This window comes from Pedococcus ginsenosidimutans, from assembly GCF_039544395.1.
In the GTDB taxonomy this organism is placed as follows: domain Bacteria; phylum Actinomycetota; class Actinomycetes; order Actinomycetales; family Dermatophilaceae; genus Pedococcus; species Pedococcus ginsenosidimutans.
Window position 1 is genome coordinate 664129 of sequence record NZ_BAABLO010000001.1, and the last position, 24982, is coordinate 689110.

22 protein-coding genes are annotated in these 24982 nt (G+C 72.4%); 13 read left to right on the forward strand and 9 right to left on the reverse strand.

Annotation, left to right across the window (positions count from 1 at the left end; genetic code table 11):
- Window position 1 precedes the first annotated feature (1 nt).
- Window positions 2-2008: a cytochrome c oxidase assembly protein gene (locus ABEA42_RS03295; protein WP_345501150.1), complete on the reverse strand. Its 2007-nt coding sequence runs from the start codon at window positions 2006-2008 to the stop codon at window positions 2-4.
- Window positions 2009-2034: 26 nt separating this feature from the next.
- Here ABEA42_RS03295 and ABEA42_RS03300 point away from each other — a divergent pair, with 26 nt between their 5' ends.
- The 3 genes from ABEA42_RS03300 (at window position 2035) to ABEA42_RS03310 (ending at window position 5308) form a co-directional block, all read left to right on the forward strand.
- On the forward strand, window positions 2035-2889 hold the full coding sequence (locus ABEA42_RS03300; RefSeq protein ID WP_345501151.1) for a maleylpyruvate isomerase family mycothiol-dependent enzyme: 855 nt from the start codon (window positions 2035-2037) through the stop codon (window positions 2887-2889).
- 118 nt (window positions 2890-3007) lie between these two features.
- Window positions 3008-3613: a MarR family winged helix-turn-helix transcriptional regulator gene (locus ABEA42_RS03305; RefSeq protein ID WP_345501152.1), complete on the forward strand. Its 606-nt coding sequence runs from the start codon at window positions 3008-3010 to the stop codon at window positions 3611-3613.
- A 3-nt stretch (window positions 3614-3616) separates the two neighbouring features.
- Window positions 3617-5308 (forward strand): MDR family MFS transporter, encoded by a 1692-nt coding sequence (locus ABEA42_RS03310; RefSeq protein WP_345501153.1) that lies wholly within the window; start codon window positions 3617-3619, stop codon window positions 5306-5308.
- Between the two features lie 155 nt (window positions 5309-5463).
- Here the strand turns inward: ABEA42_RS03310 and ABEA42_RS03315 are convergent, their stop codons facing one another.
- From ABEA42_RS03315 to mgrA, 4 genes are all read right to left on the reverse strand, one after another.
- A complete protein-coding gene (locus ABEA42_RS03315) occupies window positions 5464-6972 on the reverse strand; it encodes a dihydrolipoamide acetyltransferase family protein (protein WP_345501155.1) in 1509 nt (502 codons plus the stop codon).
- Window positions 6973-6989: 17 nt separating this feature from the next.
- Window positions 6990-7964 carry an alpha-ketoacid dehydrogenase subunit beta gene (locus tag ABEA42_RS03320; protein WP_345501157.1) on the reverse strand — a complete coding sequence of 325 codons (975 nt, stop codon included), beginning with the start codon at window positions 7962-7964 and terminating at the stop codon, window positions 6990-6992.
- Window positions 7964-9175, reverse strand: a complete 1212-nt coding sequence (gene pdhA, locus ABEA42_RS03325; protein WP_425571978.1) for a pyruvate dehydrogenase (acetyl-transferring) E1 component subunit alpha — start codon at window positions 9173-9175, stop codon at window positions 7964-7966. The genes ABEA42_RS03320 and pdhA overlap by 1 nt, the downstream gene beginning before the upstream one ends.
- A 353-nt stretch (window positions 9176-9528) precedes the next feature.
- The gene (gene mgrA, locus ABEA42_RS03330) at window positions 9529-10575 is read right to left on the reverse strand and encodes an L-glyceraldehyde 3-phosphate reductase (protein WP_345501159.1); all 1047 of its coding nucleotides are present in this window, start codon (window positions 10573-10575) and stop codon (window positions 9529-9531) included.
- Window positions 10576-10602: 27 nt separating this feature from the next.
- Here mgrA and ABEA42_RS03335 point away from each other — a divergent pair, with 27 nt between their 5' ends.
- Entirely contained in the window at window positions 10603-11022 is a 420-nt protein-coding gene (locus tag ABEA42_RS03335) for a hypothetical protein (protein ID WP_345501161.1), read from the forward strand.
- A gap of 4 nt (window positions 11023-11026) precedes the next feature.
- Here ABEA42_RS03335 and hisC read toward each other — a convergent pair whose 3' ends face one another.
- On the reverse strand, window positions 11027-12130 hold the full coding sequence (gene hisC / locus ABEA42_RS03340) for a histidinol-phosphate transaminase (RefSeq protein WP_345501162.1): 1104 nt from the start codon (window positions 12128-12130) through the stop codon (window positions 11027-11029).
- Window positions 12131-12236: 106 nt separating this feature from the next.
- On the opposite strand from hisC, the gene ABEA42_RS03345 reads away from it, so the two are divergent.
- The gene (locus ABEA42_RS03345; RefSeq protein ID WP_345501164.1) at window positions 12237-12989 is read left to right on the forward strand and encodes a helix-turn-helix transcriptional regulator; all 753 of its coding nucleotides are present in this window, start codon (window positions 12237-12239) and stop codon (window positions 12987-12989) included.
- Window positions 12990-13235: 246 nt separating this feature from the next.
- Here the strand turns inward: ABEA42_RS03345 and ABEA42_RS03350 are convergent, their stop codons facing one another.
- On the reverse strand, window positions 13236-13619 hold the full coding sequence (locus ABEA42_RS03350; RefSeq protein WP_345501166.1) for a phage holin family protein: 384 nt from the start codon (window positions 13617-13619) through the stop codon (window positions 13236-13238).
- A gap of 45 nt (window positions 13620-13664) precedes the next feature.
- Window positions 13665-15404: a phenylacetic acid degradation protein PaaN gene (paaN, locus tag ABEA42_RS03355; RefSeq protein ID WP_345501167.1), complete on the reverse strand. Its 1740-nt coding sequence runs from the start codon at window positions 15402-15404 to the stop codon at window positions 13665-13667.
- A gap of 68 nt (window positions 15405-15472) precedes the next feature.
- On the opposite strand from paaN, the gene paaI reads away from it, so the two are divergent.
- The 3 genes from paaI (at window position 15473) to galE (ending at window position 17811) form a co-directional block, all read left to right on the forward strand.
- The gene (gene paaI / locus ABEA42_RS03360; protein WP_345501169.1) at window positions 15473-15889 is read left to right on the forward strand and encodes a hydroxyphenylacetyl-CoA thioesterase PaaI; all 417 of its coding nucleotides are present in this window, start codon (window positions 15473-15475) and stop codon (window positions 15887-15889) included.
- A gap of 94 nt (window positions 15890-15983) precedes the next feature.
- Window positions 15984-16769, forward strand: a complete 786-nt coding sequence (locus ABEA42_RS03365; protein WP_345501171.1) for a peptidylprolyl isomerase — start codon at window positions 15984-15986, stop codon at window positions 16767-16769.
- 25 nt (window positions 16770-16794) lie between these two features.
- Window positions 16795-17811, forward strand: a complete 1017-nt coding sequence (gene galE / locus ABEA42_RS03370) for a UDP-glucose 4-epimerase GalE (RefSeq protein WP_345501173.1) — start codon at window positions 16795-16797, stop codon at window positions 17809-17811.
- Window positions 17812-17838: 27 nt separating this feature from the next.
- Here galE and ABEA42_RS03375 read toward each other — a convergent pair whose 3' ends face one another.
- Complete coding sequence (locus ABEA42_RS03375) at window positions 17839-18543, reverse strand: gamma-glutamyl-gamma-aminobutyrate hydrolase family protein (RefSeq protein WP_345501174.1); 705 nt, start codon at window positions 18541-18543, stop codon at window positions 17839-17841.
- Between the two features lie 152 nt (window positions 18544-18695).
- Between ABEA42_RS03375 and ABEA42_RS03380 the strand changes: the two genes are divergently transcribed.
- Genes ABEA42_RS03380 through ABEA42_RS03400 form a run of 5 tightly spaced genes read left to right on the forward strand, consistent with a single transcriptional unit; the run spans window position 18696 to window position 24980 of the window.
- On the forward strand, window positions 18696-20126 hold the full coding sequence (locus tag ABEA42_RS03380) for a cytochrome ubiquinol oxidase subunit I (protein ID WP_345501175.1): 1431 nt from the start codon (window positions 18696-18698) through the stop codon (window positions 20124-20126).
- 21 nt (window positions 20127-20147) lie between these two features.
- Window positions 20148-21230, forward strand: a complete 1083-nt coding sequence (cydB, locus tag ABEA42_RS03385; protein WP_345501177.1) for a cytochrome d ubiquinol oxidase subunit II — start codon at window positions 20148-20150, stop codon at window positions 21228-21230.
- Window positions 21230-22819: a thiol reductant ABC exporter subunit CydD gene (gene cydD, locus ABEA42_RS03390; protein WP_345501178.1), complete on the forward strand. Its 1590-nt coding sequence runs from the start codon at window positions 21230-21232 to the stop codon at window positions 22817-22819. The genes cydB and cydD overlap by 1 nt, the downstream gene beginning before the upstream one ends.
- Complete coding sequence (gene cydC / locus ABEA42_RS03395; protein WP_345501180.1) at window positions 22816-24501, forward strand: thiol reductant ABC exporter subunit CydC; 1686 nt, start codon at window positions 22816-22818, stop codon at window positions 24499-24501. The genes cydD and cydC overlap by 4 nt, the downstream gene beginning before the upstream one ends.
- Complete coding sequence (locus ABEA42_RS03400; RefSeq protein WP_345501181.1) at window positions 24498-24980, forward strand: BlaI/MecI/CopY family transcriptional regulator; 483 nt, start codon at window positions 24498-24500, stop codon at window positions 24978-24980. The genes cydC and ABEA42_RS03400 overlap by 4 nt, the downstream gene beginning before the upstream one ends.
- Window positions 24981-24982: the final 2 nt, after the last annotated feature.

A 24982-nucleotide genomic window follows, 5' to 3' on the forward strand; every position in this document is an offset into this window, starting at 1 on the left:
GTCAGCCCCTTCCCTCGGTGCGGCGCCTCAGCTCCTGGAGGTGCGCGTTGTACGCCGCGAGCTCGGCATCGCCGTCACGGTCGGCCTGGCGGTCCTTGCGGGACGTCTCGGCACGGTCGGAGCGGACCCAGGCGATGGCGACCATGAGGGTCAGCAGCACCGTGGGCGCCTCGCCGATGCCCCACGCGATGGCCCCGGCCTTGCGCTGGTCGCCGAGGACGTCGGTCATCCACGGGATCTTCACGACCTCGAAGAAGTCTGGCGCCAGCACCGTGGTGCTGCCGGTCATGACGACCCCGAAGAACGCGTGGAAGCTCATCGTCGCGAAGAGGATGACGAGCAGCATCAGCGGCGGCCACTTGCGCGGGCCCGGGTCGATCCCGATGAGCACCCAGACGAAGAGGTAGCCGGTGCCCAGGAAGTGCAGGAGCATCAGCACGTGCCCGGTGTGGGTGCGCAGGGCCAGCTCGAACAGCGGTGAGTAGTAGAAGATCGCGAGGCTGAAGAAGAAGAGCGCGGCGGCGACGACCGGGTTGGCGAAGGCACGGAACACCCGCGAGTGGACGACCTGCAGGATGACCTCGCGCGGCCCCCAGGTCCGGTCCGGGCGGGCCGGCAGGGCGCGCAGGGCGAGCAGGACCGGCGCGGCCGGGACGAGCAGCAGCGGCACGAGCATGGCGACCACCATGTGCATCGCCATGTGCATCGAGAACAGCACCCGCCCGTACACGCCCGGGGCGCCGCACACGGCGTACACGAACACGGCCCAGCCGAGGACCCACACGAGGACCCGGTGGAGGGGCCAGGCGTCGCCGCGGCGGCGGAGCCGGACGACCCCCGCGACGTACAGGCCCACGGCGAGCGCGGCGAGCGCCACCCACAGCCACTCGGTGGTCCACGTCGTGAGCCAGCTGGTGCTCGTGAGCGGCGGCGGCGCCGGGTACCCGGTGAGCACGAAGGCCGGCGACGCGGCCGGGAGGGGGGCGTCGGAGACCGGGGGGGCGCTGCGCGCCATCGCGACCGCGGTGCCGATGGCCACACCCATGACGGCCAGCTCGGCGACCAGGAGCCTGGTGAACGCGCGGCCCGGGGTGTTGCCGCCCAGCCGGTCCAGGAGGTGGCGCCGGTGCCACCAGCCGGCTGCGCCGAGCAGGACGAGGGCGAGCGTCTTGACGACGACGAGGGCGCCGTAGCGGGTGGTGAGGTCACCCCACGTGCCCACGCGCAGCACCGCGCTCTGCAGCCCCGACATCGCGACGGCCGCGTAGCACCAACCGGCGAGCATCGAGAAGCGGCCGGCGCTGGCCGCGAGGTCCGGCCCGCTGAGCAGCGGCCGCAGGGCCGCGAGCGCGAGCACGCCACCGACCCAGACCGTCACCGCCACGAGGTGCACGGCCAGGGCGTTGACGGCGGTGCTGTGGTCGGTCGCGCCGGCGGCGTGGCCGGCGAGGGCCAGGGGCAGCACGCCGCCGACGGCCAGCACCGAGAGCCAGGCGACGACCGTGCGGCGGGTGGTGAGCAGCGCCACGACGGCGATGGTGGCGGCCACGCCGGCGGCGATGAGCTGGACGCGGAAGGCGACGAACTTCCAGACGAAGGTCGTCAGCTGCTGGCCGAACGCGGGGTCCGAGACGGGGATGCCGATGAAGTCGGCCATGCCGAGCACCACCCCCACCACCGCGGCGAGGGCCCACAGGGCTGCGGCGAGCCCGGCCAGGCGGGTCGCGGTCGCGCGCCGGTGGGTGCGCGTGGTCTCGGGGACGATGAACGCGGCGAACAGCAGCAGGCCGACCGTCGCCGACGCGGCCACGTCGTGGACCACCCGGGCGTAGAGGACTCCCCAGCGCACGACCGGGCCGGGGTCCGAGACGACCGGTGCCGCGGCAGCCTGGCCCACAGCGGCCGCCAGGGGCAGGGCGACCAGCACGGCCACGAGCAGGGCCACGCCCGGCAGCCGGGCCGGGGGCGTCCCCTGCTGTCTCGCGGACACCGCAGCAGGAGAGGTCATGGAGACAGCCTAAGTAGGGTGGGCCCATGCCCCTGCACCCGGCAGCACCCGAAGACCTGGCCGGACTCGTGTCGGCCTACCAGCAGACCACCCAGGCGGTCGTCGACCTCGGGAGGTCCTGCTCCGATGCCGACTTCGACCTGCCCACGGCCTGCCCCGGCTGGACGGTCAAGGACCAGATCAGCCACGTGGTCGGACTGGAGTCCTGGCTGCACACCGGCGACGTGCCCCACGTGGAGGTGCCGGACTACGCGCACATCCGCAACGAGGCGGGCCAGTTCATCGAGAAGTCGGTCGAGCTGCGCCGCCGCATGGTCGGCCAGAAGGTCGTCGACGAGCTCGAGACCGTGGCCGCCCGCCGGGTCGCCGCGCTCAGCGAGCCCGAGGTGACGCTGGAGACGGTCGTCCGCGGGCCGTGGGGTCCGGCCCCCGTCGGCGAGAGCCTGCGCCGCCGGATCCTCGACATCTGGACCCACGAGCAGGACATCCGGCAGGCGCTCGGCCGCCCGGGCGACCTCGACTCCGGCGGCGCGGCGGTCTTCATGGACCTGCTGTTCGCCGCCCTGCCCCGCATCGTGGCCAAGGAGGCCGGTATCGAGCCCGGCAACGTGGTCATCATCGACTCCACCGGACCGGTCATGGGCCGGGCCGGGGTGTGGGTGGAGCCGGGCGAGGAGGGCAAGGCCCGCGGCATACCGCTCTTCTCCGGCATCGCCCACGACGGCGACCCCCACGACGTCTTCACCACCATCACGCTCTCGACGGACTGCCTCACCCGTCGCGCCGCAGGTCGCGGCGGCCTGGACGACATCCACTACAGCGTCCACGGTGACGAGGCGGTGGCGCGCCGGGTGCTCGAGCACCTCGTCATCGTCCCCTGACCCGGTCCGAACGGACGACTTTCGTCCAGCACGGCCTCGCGGGCGAAAACTGGTTGCCTCGTGCAAGCATCGCGTGATACTTGTATGGCGCAAGCAAACTTACGTCCCAAGGTCACCCATGTCCCACCAGCACGACCAGCAGCACGACCAGCAGCACGACCACCGGCACGACCAGCAGCACGACCAGCAGCACCGGGACGAGCCGCACCACCTCGACCGGGAGACCGCCGACCGCGTCAGCGTCGGCCTCGTCCGGCTCGTCAAGCTCCTGCAGTCCATGCGCCAGCACGCCCCCCGCATCCACCCCGCGGTCGACGCCACGGCGTACCCGGTCCTGTTCAACCTCGCCGCAGAGCCGCGGCGGGTCTCGGCGCTCGCCGAGTGCGTGCACTCCGACGTCTCGACCGTGAGCCGACAGGTCAGCGCCCTCGTGGGCCACGGCCTGCTCGACAAGGTCAGCGACCCTGACGACGGCCGCGCCCAGGTCGTGCGCCTCAGCGACGAGGGACACGCCCTGCTCGACACCATCCGGGCGCAGCGGAACGAGTGGTTCCGCGAGCTCATGGACGACTGGACAGCCGAGGAGGCCAGCGACTTCGCGGTCCACCTCGACCGCCTCGCCTCGGCGCTGGAGACCTCACGCGAGTCCTTCGCCGCACGACGCCCCACCCCACCCACCGCCGCCGCAGTCCCCTCGGCCGGCGCCAGCACCACGGAGAACTGACACATGGCAGCCACTGCACCCGCGCCGACGGACGGCCCGATGACGCACCGACAGATCGTGACGATCCTCGTCGGGCTGATGATGGGCATGTTCCTCGCCGCCCTCGACCAGACGATCGTGGCCACCGCGATCCGCACCATCGCCGACGACCTCAAGGGCCTGGACCAGCAGGCCTGGGCCACGACGGCGTACCTCATCACCTCGACCATCGTGACGCCGCTCTACGGCAAGCTCTCGGACATCTACGGTCGCAAGAAGTTCTTCTCCGCGGCGATCACGATCTTCGTCGTCGGCTCGGTGCTCTGCACCCTGTCGCAGACGATGCTGCAGCTCGCCTTCTACCGCGCGGTGCAGGGCCTCGGCGCTGGTGGCCTCTTCTCGCTGGCTCTGGCCATCATCGGTGACATCGTGCCGCCGCGTGAGCGCGCCAAGTACCAGGGCTACTTCCTGGCCGTCTTCGGCACCTCGAGCGTCCTCGGGCCGGTCATCGGCGGCTTCTTCGCCGGGCAGTCCTCGCTCCTCGGCATCGACGGCTGGCGCTGGGTGTTCCTCGTCAACGTGCCGATCGGCGTCGCCGCCCTGCTCGTCGTCGCCCGCACCCTCCACCTCAACCACACCCGCCTCGACCACCGCATCGACTGGTGGGGCGCCGTCACCCTCACCCTCGGGCTCGTCCCGCTCCTGCTCGTCGCCGAGCAGGGTCGCGACTGGGGCTGGGGCTCGGGCCGCTCGATCGCCTGCTACGCCGTGGGTGCCGTCGGGGTCATCGCCTTCCTGCTCGTGGAGCGGGCGATGAAGGAGGAGGCGCTGCTGCCCCTCACGCTGTTCCAGAACCGCACCGTCGGCGTCGCCTCCGGCGCCTCCGTGCTCATCGGCATGGCGATGTTCGGCGGCCTCGCGTGCCTGCCGCTCTACCTGCAGATCGTCAAGGGCGCGTCGCCGACCAAGGCCGGCCTGCTCCTGCTGCCGCTGACGCTCGGGATCATGTTCGGCTCGATCCTGTCGGGCCAGATCATCAGCCGCACCGGTCGCTACCGCCGCTTCCCGATCATCGGCTCGGCGCTGCTCGCCCTGGCGCTGTTCGTCTTCCACTACGTCAAGGCGGACACCCCGCTGTGGCAGACCGGCATCGTCATGGTGTTCTTCGGCCTCGGCCTCGGCTTCAACTTCCAGCCGCTGACCCTGGCGGTGCAGAACGCCGTGTCGCCGCGCATGATCGGCGTCGCCACCTCCTCGGCCACCTTCACCCGCCAGATCGGCGGCACGCTCGGCACCGCGGTGTTCCTGTCGATCCTGTTCTCGACGGTGGGCGACAAGATCGCGACCGCACTGCAGCAGGCGGCGCCCACGCCCGCGTTCCAGGCGGCGCTCAAGGACCCCGCCAACGCGGCGTTCGCCAAGCAGCTGCAGGCGGCGCAGGCTGCCGGGGGCAACGCGAGCGGCACCGGCGTGCTCAAGGACTCCTCGTTCCTGAACGACCTCGACCCGCGCCTGGCCAAGCCGTTCCTCGAGGGCTTCTCCTCGGCGATGGACACCGTGTTCCTCGCCGGCGGCGCCGTCATGGTCGTCGGCTTCCTCGTGATGCTGCTCCTGCCGCACGTGGAGCTCCGTGGCGGGTCGGCGTACTCCGAGCGCGGCGCTGCCGACAAGGCGGACAAGGCCGCGGCCGACGCGGCCGCAGGCTCCCCCGCCTGACCCTCTCCCCCTCCCCTTTCCCGCCTCTTCTGCTTTGGGGGCTGTAGCGCTCGGGTTGCCGAGCGCTCCAGCCCCCAAAGCCGGTCCGGGAAGCAGCGAAGGGCCCCGCAGTCACCGAGACTGCGGGGCCCTTCGTCGTGCGTACGGTGCGGTGCTCAGCCCCAGACGAGGCCGCGCGCCGGGTCGGCGAGGATCGCGCCGACGTCGGCGATGAACTTGCTGCCGAGCTCGCCGTCGACGAGGCGGTGGTCGAACGACAGGGCCAGCTGGGTGACCCAGCGCGGCTCGATGGTCTCGGTGCCGTCCGCGGCGGTGACCACCCACGGCTGGCGGCGGATGGCGCCGAACGCCATGATCGCCGACTCGCCGGGGTTGATGATCGGCGTGCCCGTGTCGACGCCGAAGACGCCGACGTTGGTGATGGTGATCGTGCCGCCGGACATGTCGGCAGGCTGGGTGCGGCCCTCACGAGCCGTCGCCGTGAGCGCGCCGATGGCCTCGGCGAGCTGGAGCATCGACATCTGGTCGGCGTCCTTGATGTTCGGGACGATGAGGCCGCGCGGGGTGGCCGCGGCGATGCCGAGGTTGACGTAGTGCTTGACCACGATCTCCTGGGCGGCCTCGTCCCACGTCGCGTTGATCTCCGGGTGGCGCCGGATGGCCACGGCCATCGCCTTCGCCAGCACCAGCAGCGGCGTGACCTTGACGTCCTTGAACTCGCGGTCCTTCTTCAGGCGCTCGACGAGCTCCATCGTGGCCGTCGCGTCGATGGTGACCCACTCGGTGACGTGCGGCGCCGTGAAGGCACTGCCGACCATCGCCTGCGCGGTCATCTTGCGGACGCCCTTGATGGGGATGCGCGTCTCGCGCTCACCACCGCGGCTGAAGACCGGTGCCTGGTACGCCGGGGCGGCCGGCTGGGTGCCGGCAGCAGCCTGGTCGGTGCCTGCCGTGCTCGTGCCCTCGGCGTGGGCCTGGACGTCGGCGCGGGTGATGACCCCACCGTCGCCGGACCCGGCCACGGCACCGAGGTCGATGCCGAGGTCCTTGGCCAGCTTGCGCACCGGCGGCTTGGCCAGCGCACGGCCACCACCGGCGCGGGCGGCCGGCGCGGCGACGGGCTCCTCGGCGCGGGGCGTCGGCTGCTGGACGGCAGGGGCCACCGGAGCGGTCGGGGCGGACGTCGCTGCCGGGGCCCCCTTGCGGGGGCGCCGGACGGCCTCGGTCTGCTTGACGCCGTAGCCGACGAGGACGGCGGTGCGACCGGTCGACGTGGTGCCGCCGATCTTGCCCTCCTCGATGGCCTCCTCCTCGGCGGCCGCGGCCTCCATCTTCGGAGCGGGGCTGCCCTCCATACCGGGCTCGACGGCGCGCTGGGCGCCGGCGTCCTGGACGCTCGTGGGCGCCCCGGTGCCTGCGCCCTCGGCGGTGTCGACGGCGATGATCGGCGTGCCGACCTCGACCGTGTCACCCTCGGAGACCAGCAGCGCGGTGACGGTGCCGGCGAACGGGACGGGCAGCTCGACCAGGGACTTGGCGGTCTCGATCTCGACGACGATGTCGTTGACCTTGACCGTGTCGCCGACCTTGACGTTCCAGGTGACGATCTCGGCCTCGGTCAGGCCCTCACCCGGGTCGGGGAGCTTGAATTCCTTGGTGCTCATGGGTCTTCGCGTCCCTCTCAGAAAGCCAGCGAGCGGTCGACGGCGTCGAGGACGCGGTCGAGGTCGGGGAGGAACTCCTCCTCGAGCTTGCTGGGCGGGTAGGGCAGGTTGTAGCCGCCGACCCGGAGCACCGGCGCCTCGAGGTGGTAGAAGCAGCGCTGCTGCAGGGCCGCGGCGATCTCGGCACCCATGCCGAGGAACGTCGACGCCTCGTGGACCACGATCGTCCGGCCGGTCTTCTCCACCGACGCGACGACGGTGTCGAGGTCGAGCGGGCTCAGCGTGCGCAGGTCGATGACCTCGAGGTCCTTGCCCTCTGCTGCAGCGGCCTCGGCGGCCTGCAGGCAGGTCTTGACCATGGGGCCGTAGGCGACCAGCGTCGCGTCGGAGCCCTCACGGACGACCTTGGCGGCGAGCAGGGGGCGCGGGGCGGCCGACTCGTCGACCTCGCCCTTGTCCCAGTAGCGGCGCTTGGGCTCGTAGAACAGCACCGGGTCGTCGGACTCGATGGCCTGCTGGATCATCCAGTAGGCGTCCTCGGCGTTGGAGCAGCAGACGACCTTGAGCCCCGCGGTGTGGGCGAAGTAGGCCTCGTTGGACTCGGAGTGGTGCTCGACCGCGCCGATGCCGCCGCCGACGGGGATGCGGATGACCATCGGCAGCTTGACCTTGCCGAGCGAGCGGGCCCGCATCTTGGCGACCTGGCTGACGATGTGGTCGAACGCCGGGTAGATGAACCCGTCGAACTGGATCTCCACGACGGGTCGGTAGCCGCGCAGCGCCATGCCGATCGCGGTGCCGACGATGCCGGCCTCGGCGAGCGGGGTGTCGATGACGCGGTCCTCGCCGAAGTCCTTCTGCAGGCCGTCGGTGACACGGAAGACGCCACCGAGCTTGCCGATGTCCTCACCCATGAGGACGACCTTGGGGTCGCGCTCCATGGCGGCGCGCAGGCCGTTGTTGATGCCCTTGGCGATCGTCATGGTGCCCATCAGTGACCACCCTCCGTGGCGAATCCGGCGTGGTACTCGGCGAACTCCCGACGCTCGGCCTCCACGACCGGGTGCGGCTCCACGTAGACGTGGTCGAACATCGAGTCGCCCGTCGGGTCGGGCATCGACAGGCAGCCCTCGCGGACCGTGCCGGCCAGCTCGTCGGCCTCGGCGTCGACGGCGTCGAAGAACTCCTGGTCGGCCTTCGCGGTGTGCACGAGGTAGGACTTCAGCCGCTCGATCGGGTCACGGTGCTTCCACACCTCGACCTCGGCGGAGACACGGTACTTCGTCGGGTCGTCCGACGTCGTGTGCGCACCCATGCGGTAGGTGTAGGCCTCGACGAAGGTCGGGCCCTGGCCGGACCGGGCCGCGTCCAGCGCCTGCTTGGCGACGGCGTAGACCGCGAGGACGTCGTTGCCGTCGACGCGCACACCGGGGAAGCCGAAGCCGCGCGCCCGCTGGTAGAGCGGGATACGGGTCTGGCGCTCGTTGGGCTCGGAGATGGCCCACTGGTTGTTCTGGCAGAAGAAGACCACCGGGGCGTTGTTGACCGCCGCGTAGACGAACGCCTCGTTGACGTCACCCTGGGCGGACGCGCCGTCGCCGAAGTAGGCGATCACGGCGGCGTCGCGGTCGGCGTCGCCGGTGCCCACGTCGCCGTCGCGCTGGATACCCATCGCGTAGCCGGTCGCGTGCAGCGTCTGGGCGCCGATGACGATCGTGTAGAGGTGGAAGTTCTTCTCGTTCGGGTCCCAGCCACCGTGGTTGACGCCACGGAACAGCCCGAGGAGGTTGAGCGGGTCGACCCCGCGGCACCAGGCGACACCGTGCTCGCGGTAGGTCGGGAAGGCGTAGTCCTGCGGGCGCATCGCGCGACCGGAGCCCACCTGTGCCGCCTCCTGGCCCAGCAGGCTGGCCCAGATGCCGAGCTCGCCCTGGCGCTGCAGCGCAGTGGCCTCGGCGTCGACGCGGCGGATGAGCACGAGGTCGCGGTAGAAGCCGCGCAGGTCCTCGTCGGTCAGGTCCTTGACGTACTCGTCGTACTCGGTGTTCTCGACCCGCTGACCCTCGGGCGTGAGGAGCTGGACCATCTCGGGTCCACCGTCTCCCACCTCCGGCACGGGGGCGGTCAGCTCGGCCAGCACGTCGTCCTCGGCGGGACGGGTGCCGGTCTGCTCACCGGTACTGGCGACAGCGTTGTCGCTCACAGGCACTCCTTCTTCCTCGGGACCCGTAGGTGACGGGGCCTTCGGCTCGGGCCGCGGCACCCACGCGGGGTCACCGCTGCTGGCTTTGCGCGGCAGGCTGGTTGCGCCGGTTGTGGCGGCGCTCACATAGGGCCTTGCTGAGGCCCAAGATAACGGGAGGCCGGGAAATCTCAGAATCCGGACCCCCCACTCCCGAGCCGCCCCCTGCTCACCCCCGCCTCACCCCCGCCTCACCCCCGCCTCACCCCCCGCAAAACGCCGGTTGCCCGGCAAAGGTCGGGACGATTCCGCGCGGGATGCCGGGCAACCGGCGTTTTGCTGGGTTTGGGGCGGGACGGCTGGAGGGCGGCGGCTCAGGAGATCTCGGACTTGCCGCGCCAGAGGTCGATGCCGGCCTCGACGGCGTCGCGGTCGATCTCCTCGAGCTCGGCGTCGCTGAACCGCAGGTTGGCCACCGCAGCGGCCGAGTCCTCGAGCTGGGCGACCGAGGAGGCGCCGATGAGCACCGAGGTGACCCGCTCGTCGCGCAGCACCCAGGCCAGGGCCATCTGCGCCAGCGACTGTCCGCGCTCGGTGGCGAGGTCGTCGAGCTTGCGCACGTGGGCCAGCGACTCGTCGGTCAGCAGGTCCGGCGACAGCGACTTGCCCTGCGCCGCACGCGAGCCCTCGGGCACCCCGCCGAGGTACTTGTTGGTGAGCATCCCCTGCGCCAGCGGGCTGAACGCGATGCAGCCGATCCCCTGCTCACCGAGGGTGTCGAGCAGGCCGCCCTCGACCCAGCGGTTGAGCATCGAGTAGCTCGGCTGGTGGATGAGCAGCGGCACGCCCATCGAGGCGAGGACCTCGGCTGCCCGCTCGGTGCGCTCCGCGGAGTAGCTGGAGATGCCGGCGTACAGCGCCTTGCCCTGCTTCACCGCGGTGGCGAGGGCGCCCATGGTCTCCTCGAGCGGCGTGTCCTCGTCGGGGCAGTGGCTGTAGAAGATGTCGACGTAGTCCAGGCCCATGCGCGCCAGGCTCTGGTCGAGGCTCGCCAGCAGGTACTTGCGCGAGCCGCCGATGCCGTAGGGCCCGGGCCACATGTCGTAGCCGGCCTTGGTGCTGATGACCAGCTCGTCGCGGTACGGCTTGAAGTCGGCGGCGAAGTGGCGGCCGAAGTTGACCTCGGCGCTGCCGTAGGGCGGGCCGTAGTTGTTGGCCAGGTCGAAGTGGGTGATGCCGATGTCGAAGGCGCGGCGCAGGATCGCGCGCTGCACCTCGAACGGCTTGTCGTCGCCGAAGTTGTGCCAGAGGCCGAGGGAGACCGCCGGCAGGTGCAGTCCGCTCTGGCCGACCTTGCGGTAGGGCATGGGGCCGTAGCGGTCGGGGTTGGGGAGGTATGCGGGGAGCCAGGTGTCGACCATGCCGACAGTCTGGCGCAGGATGGGTGGATGAGGCCCCTCCACGTGCGCTCGGCAGTCCCGTCGGTGCTGGCCGTCCTGGCTCTGCTCTCCGTGGGCGCCTGCGGCACGGCGTCGGTCGACGCCGCCGCCGGCTCGTCCCGCCCGACGACCGCCCCCAGCGCCGGCCCGGCCGCGACGCCCACCGCCACCACCTCCGGGCCCGTCGGGCCGCTCGGGGGGCGCGGCCGACTCGTCACGGTGACCGGGACGGTGTCCGCAGGGGTCGAGAAGGGCTGCCTGATGTTCTCCCCCGAGGACGACCAGCCGGGCGGGGCGTGGCTGCTCGTCGGCCACACCGAGGGGCTGGAGGACGGCCAACGGGTGACCCTGCGCGGGGCCCGCCTCGACGTGGCGTCGACGACCTGCCAGCAGGGGACCCCCTTCCGCGTGGAGGAGGTCGTCCGCTGACGGCTCAGGTGACGGGGTTGTCCAGGAGGAAGTCACCCGCGACGCGGATGAGCACGTCGTTGGCCCCGGGCTCGCCGATCGTCGCGCGGACCCCGTCGTCGCCGTACTGACGCAGCGTGAGCCCCGCCTCCTGGGCCGCGGCGGCGAAGGCGCCGGAGCGCTCGCCGAGCCCGAACCACACGAAGTTGGCCTCGGTGTCGGCGATGAACCAGCCCTGGCCGCGCAGCGCCTCCACGACGCGGGTGCGCTCGGCGACGAGCTGGTCGACCCGTTCCTTGAGCTCGTCGAACGCCTCGAGCGAGGCGACGGCCGCCGCCTGGCCGAGCGAGTTGACCCCGAACGGGGTCGCGGTCTTGCGCAGCGCGCTCGCCACGGGCGGGTGCGCCACGGCGTACCCGACGCGCAGCCCGGCCAGTCCGTAGGCCTTGGAGAAGGTGCGCAGCACCATGACGTTGGGGCGGTCGCGGTAGAGCTCCAGGCTGCGGGGGGCGTCCTCGCCGGTGACGAACTCGACGTACGCCTCGTCGATGACCACGAGCACGCGCGAGGGGACCTGGTCGAGGAATCGCTCGAGCTCGGTGTGCGTGACCATCGGACCGGTGGGGTTGTTGGGCGTGCAGACGATGACCACCTTGGTGCGGTCGGTGATCGCCGCGGCCATGGCGTCGAGGCGGTGGCGGGCGTGGTCGTCGAGCCCGACCTGCACCGAGCGGGCGCCGGCCAGGGCCGTGACGATCGGGTAGGCCTCGAACGAGCGCCAGGCGTAGACGACCTCGTCGCCGGGGTCGCAGGTCGCCTGGACCAGCTGGCCGAGGACGCCGACCGAACCCGTGCCGGTGGCGATGTGCTCGGTCGGCACGCCCAGGCGCTCGGCGAGCGCCTCGGTGAGCGCCGTCACGGCCATGTCCGGGTAGCGGTTGACCTGGGTGGCCGCGTCGCGGATCACCTCGAGCACCGAGGGCAGCGGCGGGAACGGGTTCTCGTTGGACGACACCTTGTACGACGTGACGCCCTCGCGTGCGGCTGCGGGCTTGCCGGGCACGTAGGCGGGCACCTGGTCGAGGGCCGCACGCAGCCGGACGTCGGTCTCACGGGTGGGGTCGCTCATGGAGGTCACTGTATGCGGCCCTGCCGCGGGGCCGCCGCACGACGAGGTGCGGCCGCTGTTGCCTCTGTGTGATCATGCAGCGCACGGGAGCGCTGAGGGGGCGGGCATGACGACCACGGACGGTGGGGAGGCCGAACGTCGAGACCTGTTCCGTCGGGTCGGTCGACTGAGCACCACCGTCAACGACCTCGCGCTCGACCACCTGGCCGGGGCCACGACCACCGGTTTCACCCTGCTCGGGGCGGGGGTGCACGACATCGACGCCGGGCTCACGGCCCTGGAGCCGCAGGCACGGCGCTCGGTCTGGTCGATGCTGCCGTCGATGCGGTTCAACCCCCACGACCCCACCCACCGGCTCAACGAACGGTCGATCGGGCGCGGGCTCGACCTGCGCACCGTCGTCAGCCCGCACTGCCTGACGGTCAACCCGTTGATGTCGTCGATCGACCCCGACGTCCGGGTCGGTCACGTCTTCACCACGTTCATCCTCGTCGACCTCACCGCGGCCGTCGTCTTCGGACCCCCCGGCAACCACGGGGAGCCGACCGCCTGGCGGACCACCAGGACCGACGTCCTCGAGGCGGTCACGGACATCTGGACCCGCGTGTGGGACACCTCGCGGCCCGCGGTGCCGCCGGGGACCCAACCGCCGTTCACCCCCCGGCAGGTGCTCGTGGCCAGCCGCCTCGCGAGCGGCACCAAGGACGCCGCGATCGCCCGCGAGCTGGGGGTCTCCGTGCGCACCGTCGTCTCCGAGGTCGCCGTCATCGTCGAGCGCCTCGGGGCCCGGGGCCGGCTCGACGCGATGCACGCGCTCGGCGCCGGTCTCGTGGTGCCGGTCCCGGGACTGCAGCGCTAGCGACGTCAAGCCGGGTTGCGTGTGCACGCACCCGCGGCCCCACCGGTTGGCCCCGGGCGCGTCCGGGTGCGACAGTTTCCGCGGCGGCGCCTTCGGGGGAGGGACGACGCCGGCGACCCGTCACCGCCTCCGTGCAGGGGTATCCGGGTGACGGGTCCGCAGACGCCATGAGACCGCATCCGGCGGGGAGATGCGGTCTCGTGGCGCTGCCGTGCCCTGGCGGGCGTCAGTCGTCGCCGTGCGGCCTCAGTCGTCGTCACCGTCCGGCAGGACCCAGTTGAGGACGATCGACACGATGGTCACGACCAGGGCCCCGAGCACCGCGTCCCAGAAGAAGTGGTCGATGGTGAAGCTCAGGCCCAGGGGGCCGGAGATCCACTCGGTCAGCTGCAGCATGAACGCGTTGACGATGAACGTGAACAGCCCGAGCGTCAGGATGATGAACGGGAAGCTGAGCAGCTTGGCGATCGGCTTGACGATGGCGTTGACGAGCCCGAAGACCACCGCCACGAGGACCACGGTGGCGAACTTCGACCCGAACTTGCCGTCGCCGAAGCTGATGCCCGGCACGAGCCACGCAGCCACCCACAGCGCCACCGCGTTCACGGCGACCTTGATGAGGAAGTTCATGACCTGATCGTGCCAGAGCAGCGGCGGCGCCGTCGGGAGGCGACCTCAGACGTGCCGGCGGCTCGTGACCACGCGGAACCGGTTGGCCACGAAGGCGGCGTCGGTGTAGGCCGCGTTGGCCGCCGGGTTGGCCCCGGTGCCGTGCAGGTCGGAGAACGCAGCGGTCTGGTTGACGAAGACCTGGCCGGTGAGGTTCTCCGACAGCGCCACCCCGGCGTCGGCCGCGGCCTCCCGTGCCGCGTCCAGGACGTCCTCCGAGGTCGAGTAGACCGCCGCGGTCATCGCGCCGTGCTCCCTGACGGTGTCGCGGAACTGCGCCAGCGACTGGTCGGTGCCGGACGTGGCGATGAGGAAGGTGACCGGCCCGAAGCACTCCTGGGTGTAGACGTCCTCGCGACTGGCGTCGACGGCGACCAGGCCCGGGGCGCGGACCACCGCGTCGGGCCACGCGGGGTGGGTGACCTCGCGCGAGTCGAGGACGACGGTGCCGCCGGCCTCGGCGGCGAGGTCGGCCAGGCCCGCGGCGTTGGCGCGGACGCCTTCGTTGACGGTGGCGCCGAGCAGCTCGACGGCCCTGGCGTCGTCACCGGTGAGCTTGCCGACCGCGGCCGCCAGCCGGGCGCCGAAGTCCTCGAAGGAGACGTGGCCCTCGTCGGTCTCGATCCCCTCGCGGGGCACGTAGAGGTTCTGGGGGGTGGTGCACATCTGCCCGGAGTACAGCGTCAGGGAGAAGGCGAGGTTGCCGAGGACCCCGCGAAGGTTGTCGGTCGAGTCGACGACGACCGAGTTGACGCCCGCCTTCTCGGTGTAGACCAGCTTGCCGGAGGCGGCGCCGGTCTCCTCCAGCCAGGCGCCGAACGCGGGGCCGCCGGTGTAGTCGATGACCCGTACCTCCTCACGCTCGGCGAGGACCTTGGCGAGGCCCTCACCCTCGGCCTCGGGGGCGAGCTGGACGAGGTCGGGGCTGAACCCGGCGGCGGCCAGGACCTCGCGGGCCACGGCGACCGAGATCGCGAGGGGCAGCACCGCGTGCGGGTGGGGCTTGACGATGACGGGGTTGCCCGTGACGAGGGAGGCGAAGAGCCCGGGGTAGCTGTTCCACGTCGGGAAGGTGTTGCAGCCGATGACGAGCGCGAGCCCGCGAGGCACGATGCGGTAGTCCTTCTGCATCCGCAGCGGCGCGGGGTTGCCCTCCTTGTCGCGGCCGGGCTTCTCCCAGACGACGGAGGCGGGGACCCGCTCCTGCTCCACCAGCCCGGCGACGACCGCCTCGAGCGCCCGGTCCTGGGCGTGCGGGCCGGCGGCCTGGAACGCCATGACGAACGGCTGGCCGGAGGTGTGCATCACCGCGTGGGCGATCTCGAAGGAGCGTCGGTTGATCCCCTCGATGACCTCGACGCACACGGCCGCGCGGGTGCGGGCGCCGGAGTCGCGCCAGGCCGGCATGGCGGCCAGGCCGGCGGCCACCGCTGCGTCGACGTCGAGGTGCGGGTAGGTGATGCCGAGCGCCGGACCGTACGGGGAGACCTCCTCGCCGGTCCACGTGCCGTCCGTCGCCACGTCACCGAGCGCGCCGAACGCCTTGTCCCGCAACGCCTCGAAGGCCTCCTGACCCGCCTGGGCCGCACCCTCGCCGTACACCCGAGGTGACGGGGACTCCGGGTAGCGGGAGAAGTAGGAGCGGGCGGCGAGCGCGGCGGTGGCCTGCTCGAGCACGTCCGCGTGCTTCGCGACGAGGGGGTGGGACTGGGACGGGGCGTGCGAGGGCGACGTTGCCGTGGTCATGCGGTCATCGTAGGTGTCCGTCGGTGTCGCGGGACACGGCCGGAGCGTGCGGCTGCGAGCATGGGCCGATGAGCGACCAGAGCGACGACCTCTCGCACGTGCTGGCCATGTGGGCCGACGACCGGGCCTCCCGCGACCTCGGCATGGAGGCCCAGGTCATCGAGGTCGACCACGCCGTGGTGCGCATGGCGGTGACCGGGTCGATGGTCAACGGCCACGCCATCGCCCACGGCGGGTTCATCTTCACCCTGGCGGACTCGGCCTTCGCCCTGGCCTGCAACAGCCGCGGGTCCCTCACCGTGGCCGCGGGGGCGGACGTCACCTTCGTGACCTCGGCCCGCCTGGGGGACGTCCTCGTCGCGGACGCCCGGCAGCGGACGACATACGGCCGCAGCGGGATCACCGACGTGACAGTGACGAGGGAGTCCGACGGCGCGGTCGTCGCCGAGTTCCGCGGGCGCTCGCGCAGCCTCCCTCCCCGCTGACCGAGCCGGTCTCGGCGAGCGCGGTGACCGTTTTGTCCCTATGGTCCGAGGAGGCCGACGCCGACCCAGGCGAGCCCCGACCCCCGGAGGACCCATGCGCCCACTGAGAACCTTCGCTGCCGCCGTGGCCGTCACGGCAGCCGTCGCCCTCGTCCCCACCACCTCCGCGAGCGCGGGCACCGGCGCCGACGGGGAGGGACACCGTCCGCCGACGATGCCCACGCAACCGACCCAGGGCCCGTGCGCGTACACGCCGATGCAGGACACGACCTACTCCACGTTCGTCGGGCTGCCGCAGGACCCGCGCCACACCCCCGACCGCGGCACGGTCGGCGTGACCCTGCAGACCAACCGGGGCGACATCCCACTCGTGCTCGACCGGGCCGCCGCCCCCTGCACGGTGCAGAGCTTCACGTTCCTCACCCGCAAGAAGTACTTCGACGACACCATCTGCCACCGGCTCACCTCCTACACGACGCCCCCGGCGGCGCTGTCCGTGCTGCAGTGCGGCGACCCGCTCGGCACCGGCTGGGGCGATCCCGGCTACTCCTTCAAGGACGAGCTCGACTCCGCCAAGGCCCTGGCGAACTGGCCCGGCTTCCCCGACGGCAGCCGTAAGGTCTACCCCCGCGGCACCCTGGCCATGGCCAACGCCGGGCCCGACACCAACGGCAGCCAGTTCTTCCTCGTCTACCGCGACTCCCGGCTGCGGCCCGACTACACCGTGTTCGGCCACGTCAGCGAGAAGGGCATGAAGGTCCTCGACGCCGTCGCCGCGGGCGGGATCGACCCCGGCACCGACGGTACGGCCGAGGACGGCATGCCGGCCCTGCGCACGGAGATCGAGCGAGCGAAGCTCGGCCGGCACCACGATCGGTGAGGCCGGCACGCCATACTCTGTGGCCATGCGCGTTCTGGTCACCGGCGGTGCCGGCTACATCGGGTCCCACACGGTCGTCCAGCTGGCCGCCGCCGGTCACGAGGTCGTGGTCGTCGACAGCTTCGCCAACTCCAAGCCCACCGTCGTGCCGCGCCTCGAGGCGCTCATCGGCGGCCACTTGGAGGTCCACGCCTTCGACCTGACCGACCGCGACAAGACCGAGAACCTGTTCGCCGAGCGCAAGTTCGACGCCGTGGTCCACTTCGCCGGCCTCAAGGCCGTGGGGGAGAGCGTCGAGGTGCCGCTGGAGTACTACCAGAACAACCTCGACTCGACGTTCGCGCTCGTGCGCGCCATGCAGCGCCACGGCTGCTTCAAGCTCGTCTTCTCCTCCTCCGCGACGGTGTACGGCGAGAGCGCCGAGCCGCCGTTCACCGAGGACCTGCCGACCTCCGCGACCAACCCCTACGGCTGGACCAAGGTCATGCAGGAGCAGGTGCTGCGCGACGTCGCCCGCACCGACGACCGCTGGCGGATCGCGCTGCTGCGCTACTTCAACCCCGTGGGCGCGCACGCGTCGGGCACCATCGGCGAGGACCCGCAGGGGATCCCCAACAACCTCATGCCCTTCATCGCCCAGGTGGCGGTGGGCACCCGCGACAAGCTCAACGTCTTCGGTGACGACTACCCGACGCCCGACGGCACGCCCCTGCGCGACTACATCCACGTCGAGGACCTCGCCGCCGGACACCTCGCGGCGCTCAACAGGCTCGCCACCACCGACGAGGTCGTCTCCACCTGGAACCTCGGCACCGGGCACGGCACGAGCGTCCTCGAGGTCCTCCACGCGTTCGAGCAGGCCTGTGGGCACGAGCTCCCCCACGAGGTCGTGGGCCGCCGCGCCGGCGACATCGCGGCGTCGTACGCCGACCCGTCCCGGGCCGAGGCGGAGCTCGGCTGGAAGGCGACCCGCACCATCGAGGACATGTGCGCCGACCAGTGGCACTGGCAGCGCGACAACCCGGTGGGCTACCCCGACTGACGCACGACGCGCCGTACCGCGCGGGCCTCAGGTCGCGCGCGGGCCGCAAGCCTGCTCGACGACCCAGTCGAACAGCGCCTGCTGGTGCGGGACCTCGTGGGCATCGACCTCGGGGTGCCACTGCACCGCCACGGCCAGGCCGTCGGCCGACTCCATCGCCTCGACGCACCCGTCACCAGTGGTCGCCGAGAGCAGCCACCCCTCGGCGAGCCGGTCACACGCCTGGTGGTGGTTGGACCAGCCGCCGCGGCGCCCCGGCCCCATGACGCGCTCGAGCAGCGTGCCCGGTACGACGTCGACGTCGTGCGGGTTGTTGGCGTGGGCGACCGTGCTCTCCTCGTAGTGCTGGTGGATGGTGCCGCCGAGGACGACGTTGAGCACCTGCATCCCGCGGCAGATCGCCAGGACCGGCAGGGCCGCCTCGACCGCCGCACGGGTGAGCGCCACGTCGGCGGCGTCCTGCTCGGCCGGCGGGTGCGACTCGCGGGGGTGCACGTCGGGCACCCCGAACGGCCGCAGGTCGAGGTCGTCGCCCCCCTGCAGCACCACGGCGTCGGCGTGGGCCACGAGGTCGCGGGCGCGCTCCAGGCTGTCGGGCCAGGCGAGCACCGGCTCACCACCGGCGCGGGATATGGCGTCGAGCAGCGACCGCGGAGCGAAGAGGCCGGGGCGTTCCCGTCCTTCGACGACGCCCGCCCAGCGGGCGGGCACGAGCACGAGCGGGCGGGGCACGGCACGACCCTAACCGCCCCGGCGCACGGGTGAGACGAGCGTCACGGCCGGGCGGGACCTTCGGCCCTGACGGCCGACCTACGACGAGTCGTAGTATGTACTACGCCGTGTAGTAATGCCCCGTAGTCGTGCAGAGAACCCGGAGCCCGCCGATGGACAACCTCGACCTGGCCAGGTGGCAGTTCGCCATCACCACCGTCTACCACTTCCTGTTCGTCCCGGTCACGATCGGGCTGTCCGCCCTCGTGGCCTGGTACCACACCTCGTGGGTGCGCCGGCGCCGGCAGGACGACCTGCGGCTGGCCAAGTTCTTCGGCAAGCTCTTCACGATCAACTTCGCCCTCGGGCTCGTCACCGGGATCGTGCAGGAGTTCCAGTTCGGCATGAACTGGTCCGACTACAGCCGGTTCGTCGGCGACATCTTCGGGGCGCCGCTCGCCATCGAGGCGCTGCTGGCGTTCTTCCTGGAGTCGACCTTCCTCGGCCTGTGGATCTTCGGCTGGGGACGCATCCCCGAGAGGCTCCACGCGGCCTGCATGTGGATCGTGCACGTCGGCACCCTGCTGTCGGCCTACTTCATCCTCTCCGCCAACTCGTTCATGCAGAACCCGGTCGGCTACCGCTACAACCCGCAGACGCACCGGGCCGAGCTCACCGACTTCGTCGCCGTCCTCACCAACAAGGTGCAGCTGGTGACGTTCCCGCACGTCGTCGCCGCGGCGTACATGGTCGGCGGGGCGGTCGCCATGGCCGTGGGCCTGTGGCACCTGCGCCGCGTGGACGTCGGCCGCGACTCGGGGATGTACCGGCGCGCGACCCGGCTCGGCGCGGTCGTCGCCCTCGTCGCGGGCCTGGCCGTGGCGGTCTCGGGCGACGTGCAGGGCAAGATCATGACCGAGGTCCAGCCCATGAAGATGGCCGCCGCCGAGGCCCTCTACACGAGCTCGGACGGCAGCGCCCCCTTCTCGCTGCTCACCGTCGGCTCGCTCGACGGGACCCAGGAGAAGTTCGCGGTGACCGTGCCCGGCCTGCTCAGCTTCCTGGCCACGGGCCACTTCGACGGCAGCGTGCAGGGCATCAACGACCTCAAGGCCGAGTACGCCCAGCGCTTCGCCGGCAACCCGCTCACCGCCGACGCGACCTACACCCCCAACATCCCGCTGTCCTACTGGAGCTTCCGGCTCATGATCGGCGTCGGCATGCTCGCCGCGCTCATCGCCCTGCTGACCCTGTGGACGACCCGGGGCGAGCGCGTCCCCCGCGCGCGGTGGTGGCACTGGGCGGTCATCGCGACGCCCCTGCTACCCATCCTCGGCAACAGCTTCGGCTGGATCTTCACCGAGGCCGGTCGCCAGCCCTGGCTGGTGTTCGGGGTGATGGCGACCAGGACCGGCGTCTCGCCCTCGGTGTCGGCCGGCGAGGTCGTGACCTCGATGGTCGTCTACACGCTGCTGTACGGAGTTCTCGCCGTCGTCGAGGTCAAGCTCTTCCTCGCCTACCTGCGTGCCGGTGCGCCCGCCTTCGAGGAGCCGGCGGCGCCGGCCCCCGAGGACGAGGACGCTCCCCTGGCCTTCGCGTACTGACCGGAAAGGACCTCTTCAGCCATGGAGCTCAGCACCGTCTGGTTCGTCATCATCGCCGTCCTGTGGACCGGCTACTTCGTCCTCGAGGGCTTCGACTTCGGTGTCGGCATGCTGCTGCCCGTGCTCGGCCGCGGCCCGGACGCCGAGACCACCGAGAAGCGCCGCCGCGTCCTGGTCAACACGATCGGCCCGGTCTGGGACGGCAACGAGGTGTGGGTCCTCACCGCCGGCGGCGCGACCTTCGCCGCCTTCCCGCACTGGTACGCGACGATGTTCAGCGCGTTCTACCTCCCCCTGCTGCTCATCCTCGTCGCCCTCATCGTGCGCAACCTCGGGTTCGACTACCGCGGCAAGCGCGACGACGCGCAGTGGCGCGCCCGCTGGGACGTGGCGATCATCGTCGGCTCGGCCGTCCCGGCGCTCCTGTGGGGCGTGGCCCTGACCAACGTCGTGCGCGGCCTGCCCATCGACGCGCACAAGGAGTTCACCGGCAACCTCTTCACCCTGCTCAACCCGGTGTCCCTCCTCGGCGGACTCGTCACCGTCGGGCTGTTCCTCACCCACGGCGCGCTGTTCACCGCGCTGAAGACCACCGGGCCGATCCGCGAGGACGCCAGGGCGGTCGCGACCCGGACCGGGGCCGTCACGGCCGTTCTGGCCGTCGCCCTGCTCGTCATCCTCGGTGTCGGCGGCGGCACCGTGGGCTCGTGGCTGACGACGCTGGTGGCGGCAGGCTCCCTCGTCGGCGCCCTGGCCGCCAACCTGCGAGGTCGCGAGGGCTGGGCGTTCGTGGGCACGTTCGTCACCATCGCGATGGCGGTGGCGACCTACTTCCTGCTGCTCTTCCCCGACGTCATGCCCAGCACCCTCGACGCCGCCTGGTCGCTGACCACGGCGAACGCCTCGAGCACGCCCTACACGCTGAAGATCATGACCTGGGTGGCCGTGGTGTTCACGCCGATCGTGCTGCTCTACCAGTCGTGGACGTACTGGGTGTTCCGCAAGCGCATCGGCACCGACCACATCCCTGCGGCCACCGGCCCGGGCACGCCCGGTGGCGACCGACCGGCCCCGCAGCCGGCCGGCGCCCCCACCGCACCCTGATGCGGCCGTTCGACCCGAAGGTGCTGCGTACCCTTCCCGAGGCGCGGCGCCCCCTGGCCACCCTGGCCGCGGTCGGGGTGGCACAGGGCGTGGCCACGGTCGCGACGGCCTTCGCGCTGTCCGGCGTCGTCGTCGCCGTCGTCAGGGGCGCGGACCTCGTCACGCCGGCGACGTGGCTGGCAGCCCTGTTCCTCGCGCGGGGGCTGCTGGCCCTCACGGCCGAGCGCGTGGCCGCCTCGGCTGGGGTCGCGGTGAGCTCGGGCGCCCGCGGACGGCTGCTCCGTCGCTGGCTCGCCGTCCCTGCCGATCTGCGCCCCGACCCGGCCCGGGCCCTCGTGCTCGCCGACCAAGGCGCGGCGAGCGTCGAGCCGTACGTCGCGCGATACCTCCCCGCCCTCGTCACCGCGGCGGTGGTGCCCCCCCTCGCCGTCGTGGTGCTGGCGGTCGTCGACTGGCGCAGCGCCCTCGTCGTGGTGCTGACCCTGCCCCTCCTGCCCCTCTTCGCCGCGCTCATCGGTGCCACGACCCGCGACGCCACCGCCCGGCGCTGGCAGGCCCTGTCGGCCCTGTCCGGCCACTTCCTCGACGTGGTGCGCGGGCTGCCCACCCTCGTCGCCTACGGGCGGGCGCAGCGGCAGACCGAGGTCGTCGGCGAGGTCAGCCAGCGCCACCGCAGGGCCACGATGGCGACCCTGCGACTGGCCTTCCTCAGCTCCGCGGCGCTGGAGCTGCTGGCGACGATCTGCGTGGCGATCGTCGCCGTGACCGTGGGTCTGCGGCTGTCGCACGGCGGCCTCGACCTCGGCACGGCCCTGGTCGCGATCCTGCTGGCACCCGAGGCGTACTGGCCGGTCCGCAGGGTCGGCGCCGAGTTCCACAGCGCGGCCGACGGGGCCGAGGCCCTGGCCCTGCTCACGGCGCAGCTCGACAGCCCGGAGGCCCCCACCGCCACCGGGGCGGCCGAGCCCACGCTGGCCCGGGTGGTGGCCGAGGGCCTCACCTACACCCACCCCGGCGCCACCCACCCGGTCATCGACGGGCTCGACCTCACGGCGGGCGTCGGCCTCACCGTGGTCACCGGCCCGTCCGGCGTCGGCAAGTCCACCCTGCTCGAGCTGCTCGCGGGGCTGCGGGCACCGTCGCACGGCTGCGTCGTGGCGCCGCGCACCCACCTCGTGACGCAGCGACCGTTCCTCACCCCCGGCAGCGTCCGGGCCAACCTCACCCTCGGCACGGACCCGCAGACGAGCACCGAGGCGCTCTGGGCCGCGCTGCGGCGGGTGGGCCTCGACGGGCCGGTGGCCGCGCTGCCGTCCGGGCTGGACTCGACGCTGGGCGACGACGGGCGCGGCCTGTCGGCCGGGCAGCGCGCAAGGCTCGTGCTCGCCCGTGCCCTCCTCGGCGACGCGACGGTCGTCCTGCTCGACGAGCCCACGGCCCACCTAGACCCGGCCTCGGTGGCGACCGTCCACGAGGTCGTCACCGAGCTCGCCGAGCGGCGCTGCGTCGTCGTCGTCACGCACCGGTCCGAGCTCGTCGCCCTCGCCGACCAGCACCTCCACCTCCGGCCGGCGGCGGTGGCCGCATGAGCAGCACCACCCGCCCCGGACTGCGGACCGCGTCCCGGCGCACCCTGATCGCGGGGGTCATCGGCGCCGCCGCCCTCGCCTCGGGGGTGGCGCTGACCGCGACGTCGGGCTGGCTCATCGTGCGCGCGAGCGAGCGGCCCGTCATCCTCACGCTCCTCACCGCCATCGTCGCGGTCCGCACCTTCGGGATGGCCCGGCCGGTGCTGAGGTACTGGGAGCGCCTGCGCTCGCACGACGCCGCCCTCGACGACCTGGCGAGGGCCCGCACCGCCGTGTACTCCGCGCTGGTCCCCCTCACGCCGGCGCGCCTGCCGCGTCGCGGCCGGGCTGCGGTGCTGAGCGGCGTCGTCGACGACGTGACCGACCGCGTCGAGGCCCAGGTGCGCGTGACCGTCCCGGTCGTCGCGGTCCTGCTGACCGGGCTGGGCACCGCGACCCTGTGCGCCCTCGTCGAGCCCGTGGCCGGGCTCGTCGTCGCGTCGCTGGTCCTCGTCGCGGCCGCGGCGACGCTCGTGGCGTGGCGCACCGAGTCCCGCAGCCAGGAGGACCTCGGCGCGGCCAGGGCGGAGGTGACCCGCACCTGCGAGCTGGTGGCCGGCCAGGCCCTCGAGCTGCAGGCCGTCGGCGCCACCGCCGAGGCCGCCGACCGGGTGGACCGGGCCCACGCCGACGTCTCGCTCGCCAACCGCCGCCAGGTGGCCGGCCGAGCCGGCGCCGCGGCGGTGCTGCCGGTCGCCACCATGCTCGCCACCGTGGCGTGCGCCGCCGTCGCCCTGCGCGCTGACCGCTCGGCCCCCGTGCTCGCGCTGCTGGTGCTCGCCCCCTTCGCACTCGCCGAGGTGTTCGCGCCGCTGCCCGACGTCGCCCGTTCCTGGGCTCGCGCCCGCGCCGCCTCGGCCAGGCTGGACGCCCTGCTCGACTCCACCCCTGCGGTGTCGAGCTCCCCTCCCGGCACCGCGGACGCACCACGAGAGCACACGCCGTACCCCGTCGGCGGCGCACCCGGCCACGTCCCCGACCTGCGCCTGGTCGGCGTCACCGCCAGCTGGGACGGCACGCGGGAGGCGCTCGCACCCACCGACCTGCACCTGCCCGCCGGGCACGTGCTCGCCCTCACCGGTCCCAGCGGCTGCGGCAAGTCGACCCTCGTGGCCGTCCTGGCCCGCCACCTCGACCCGACGGGCGGCCGCTACCTGGTCGACGGCACCGACGTGCGCGACCTGTCCCTGGAGCAGGTGCGCGACCTCGCCGCCGTCGTCGACGACGACCCGCACGTCTTCGCGACGACGCTGCGCGAGAACCTGCGGCTGGCCCGGCCCGGCGCCGACGACCAGGCAGTCGAGTCGGCGCTGCGGGCTGCAGGGCTCGGCGGCTGGTTCGACTCCCTGCCCGAAGGCCTCGACACCACCCTCGGCACCGGCGGGCGGGGCGTCAGCGGCGGTGAGCGGGCGAGGCTGTCGATCGCACGGGCCCTGCTGTCCGGACGGCCGGTGCTGCTCCTCGACGAACCCGTCGCCCACCTCGACCACCCGACCGCGGTCGCCGTCCTGCACGACCTGGTGGCCGCGCGTCAGGGCCGCAGCGTCCTGGTCGTGAGCCACCGCCCCGAGGGGCTCACGGACGCGGACGGCATCATGGACCTGGCACGCCCGGAGGTCGGGCTGCCGCACGAGGTGGGATGACGATGCCGCACAAGGCGATCAACAAGCTCGGCGAGCTCGAGCGAGCCGTGATGGACACGGTCTGGCAGGCACAGGCCGAGGGCCGCTCGCCGGTCTCCGTCCGGACCGTGCACGACGAGCTGAGCCGGTCCCGCGACCTGGCCTACACGACGGTCATGACCGTGATGGGGCGCCTGGCGGATGGCGGCCTGCTCACCCAGGAGCGCAGCGGGCGCGCCTACCTGTACGCCGCAGCCGACTCCCGCGAGGAGCTCACGGCCACCACCATGCGCGAGCAGCTCAGCGGCATGGCCACGGCCGACCGGCGCACCGCCATGCTGCACTTCCTCGGCGACGCCACGGTCGAGGAGATCGCCGACCTCAAGGCGGCCCTGGCCGAGGTCGAGCAGCGGCACGCCGCCGGTGGCGGCGGCAGCGGCACCGCCCCCGGTGGACTAGGTGGAGCGACCCACCCCCGACGCGAGGGCCCGAAGCCCTGACC

Coding starts and splice junctions, on each gene's coding strand:
- ABEA42_RS03295 (WP_345501150.1), bottom strand. CDS start 2,008: ATGACCTCTCCTGCTGCGGTGTCCGCGAGACAGCAGGGGACGCCCCCG.
- ABEA42_RS03300 (WP_345501151.1), top strand. CDS start 2,035: ATGCCCCTGCACCCGGCAGCACCCGAAGACCTGGCCGGACTCGTGTCG.
- ABEA42_RS03305 (WP_345501152.1), top strand. CDS start 3,008: ATGTCCCACCAGCACGACCAGCAGCACGACCAGCAGCACGACCACCGG.
- ABEA42_RS03310 (WP_345501153.1), top strand. CDS start 3,617: ATGGCAGCCACTGCACCCGCGCCGACGGACGGCCCGATGACGCACCGA.
- ABEA42_RS03315 (WP_345501155.1), bottom strand. CDS start 6,972: ATGAGCACCAAGGAATTCAAGCTCCCCGACCCGGGTGAGGGCCTGACC.
- ABEA42_RS03320 (WP_345501157.1), bottom strand. CDS start 7,964: ATGGGCACCATGACGATCGCCAAGGGCATCAACAACGGCCTGCGCGCC.
- mgrA (WP_345501159.1), bottom strand. CDS start 10,575: ATGGTCGACACCTGGCTCCCCGCATACCTCCCCAACCCCGACCGCTAC.
- ABEA42_RS03335 (WP_345501161.1), top strand. CDS start 10,603: ATGAGGCCCCTCCACGTGCGCTCGGCAGTCCCGTCGGTGCTGGCCGTC.
- hisC (WP_345501162.1), bottom strand. CDS start 12,130: ATGAGCGACCCCACCCGTGAGACCGACGTCCGGCTGCGTGCGGCCCTC.
- ABEA42_RS03345 (WP_345501164.1), top strand. CDS start 12,237: ATGACGACCACGGACGGTGGGGAGGCCGAACGTCGAGACCTGTTCCGT.
- ABEA42_RS03350 (WP_345501166.1), bottom strand. CDS start 13,619: ATGAACTTCCTCATCAAGGTCGCCGTGAACGCGGTGGCGCTGTGGGTG.
- paaN (WP_345501167.1), bottom strand. CDS start 15,404: ATGACCACGGCAACGTCGCCCTCGCACGCCCCGTCCCAGTCCCACCCC.
- paaI (WP_345501169.1), top strand. CDS start 15,473: ATGAGCGACCAGAGCGACGACCTCTCGCACGTGCTGGCCATGTGGGCC.
- ABEA42_RS03365 (WP_345501171.1), top strand. CDS start 15,984: ATGCGCCCACTGAGAACCTTCGCTGCCGCCGTGGCCGTCACGGCAGCC.
- galE (WP_345501173.1), top strand. CDS start 16,795: ATGCGCGTTCTGGTCACCGGCGGTGCCGGCTACATCGGGTCCCACACG.
- ABEA42_RS03380 (WP_345501175.1), top strand. CDS start 18,696: ATGGACAACCTCGACCTGGCCAGGTGGCAGTTCGCCATCACCACCGTC.
- cydB (WP_345501177.1), top strand. CDS start 20,148: ATGGAGCTCAGCACCGTCTGGTTCGTCATCATCGCCGTCCTGTGGACC.
- cydD (WP_345501178.1), top strand. CDS start 21,230: ATGCGGCCGTTCGACCCGAAGGTGCTGCGTACCCTTCCCGAGGCGCGG.
- cydC (WP_345501180.1), top strand. CDS start 22,816: ATGAGCAGCACCACCCGCCCCGGACTGCGGACCGCGTCCCGGCGCACC.
- ABEA42_RS03400 (WP_345501181.1), top strand. CDS start 24,498: ATGACGATGCCGCACAAGGCGATCAACAAGCTCGGCGAGCTCGAGCGA.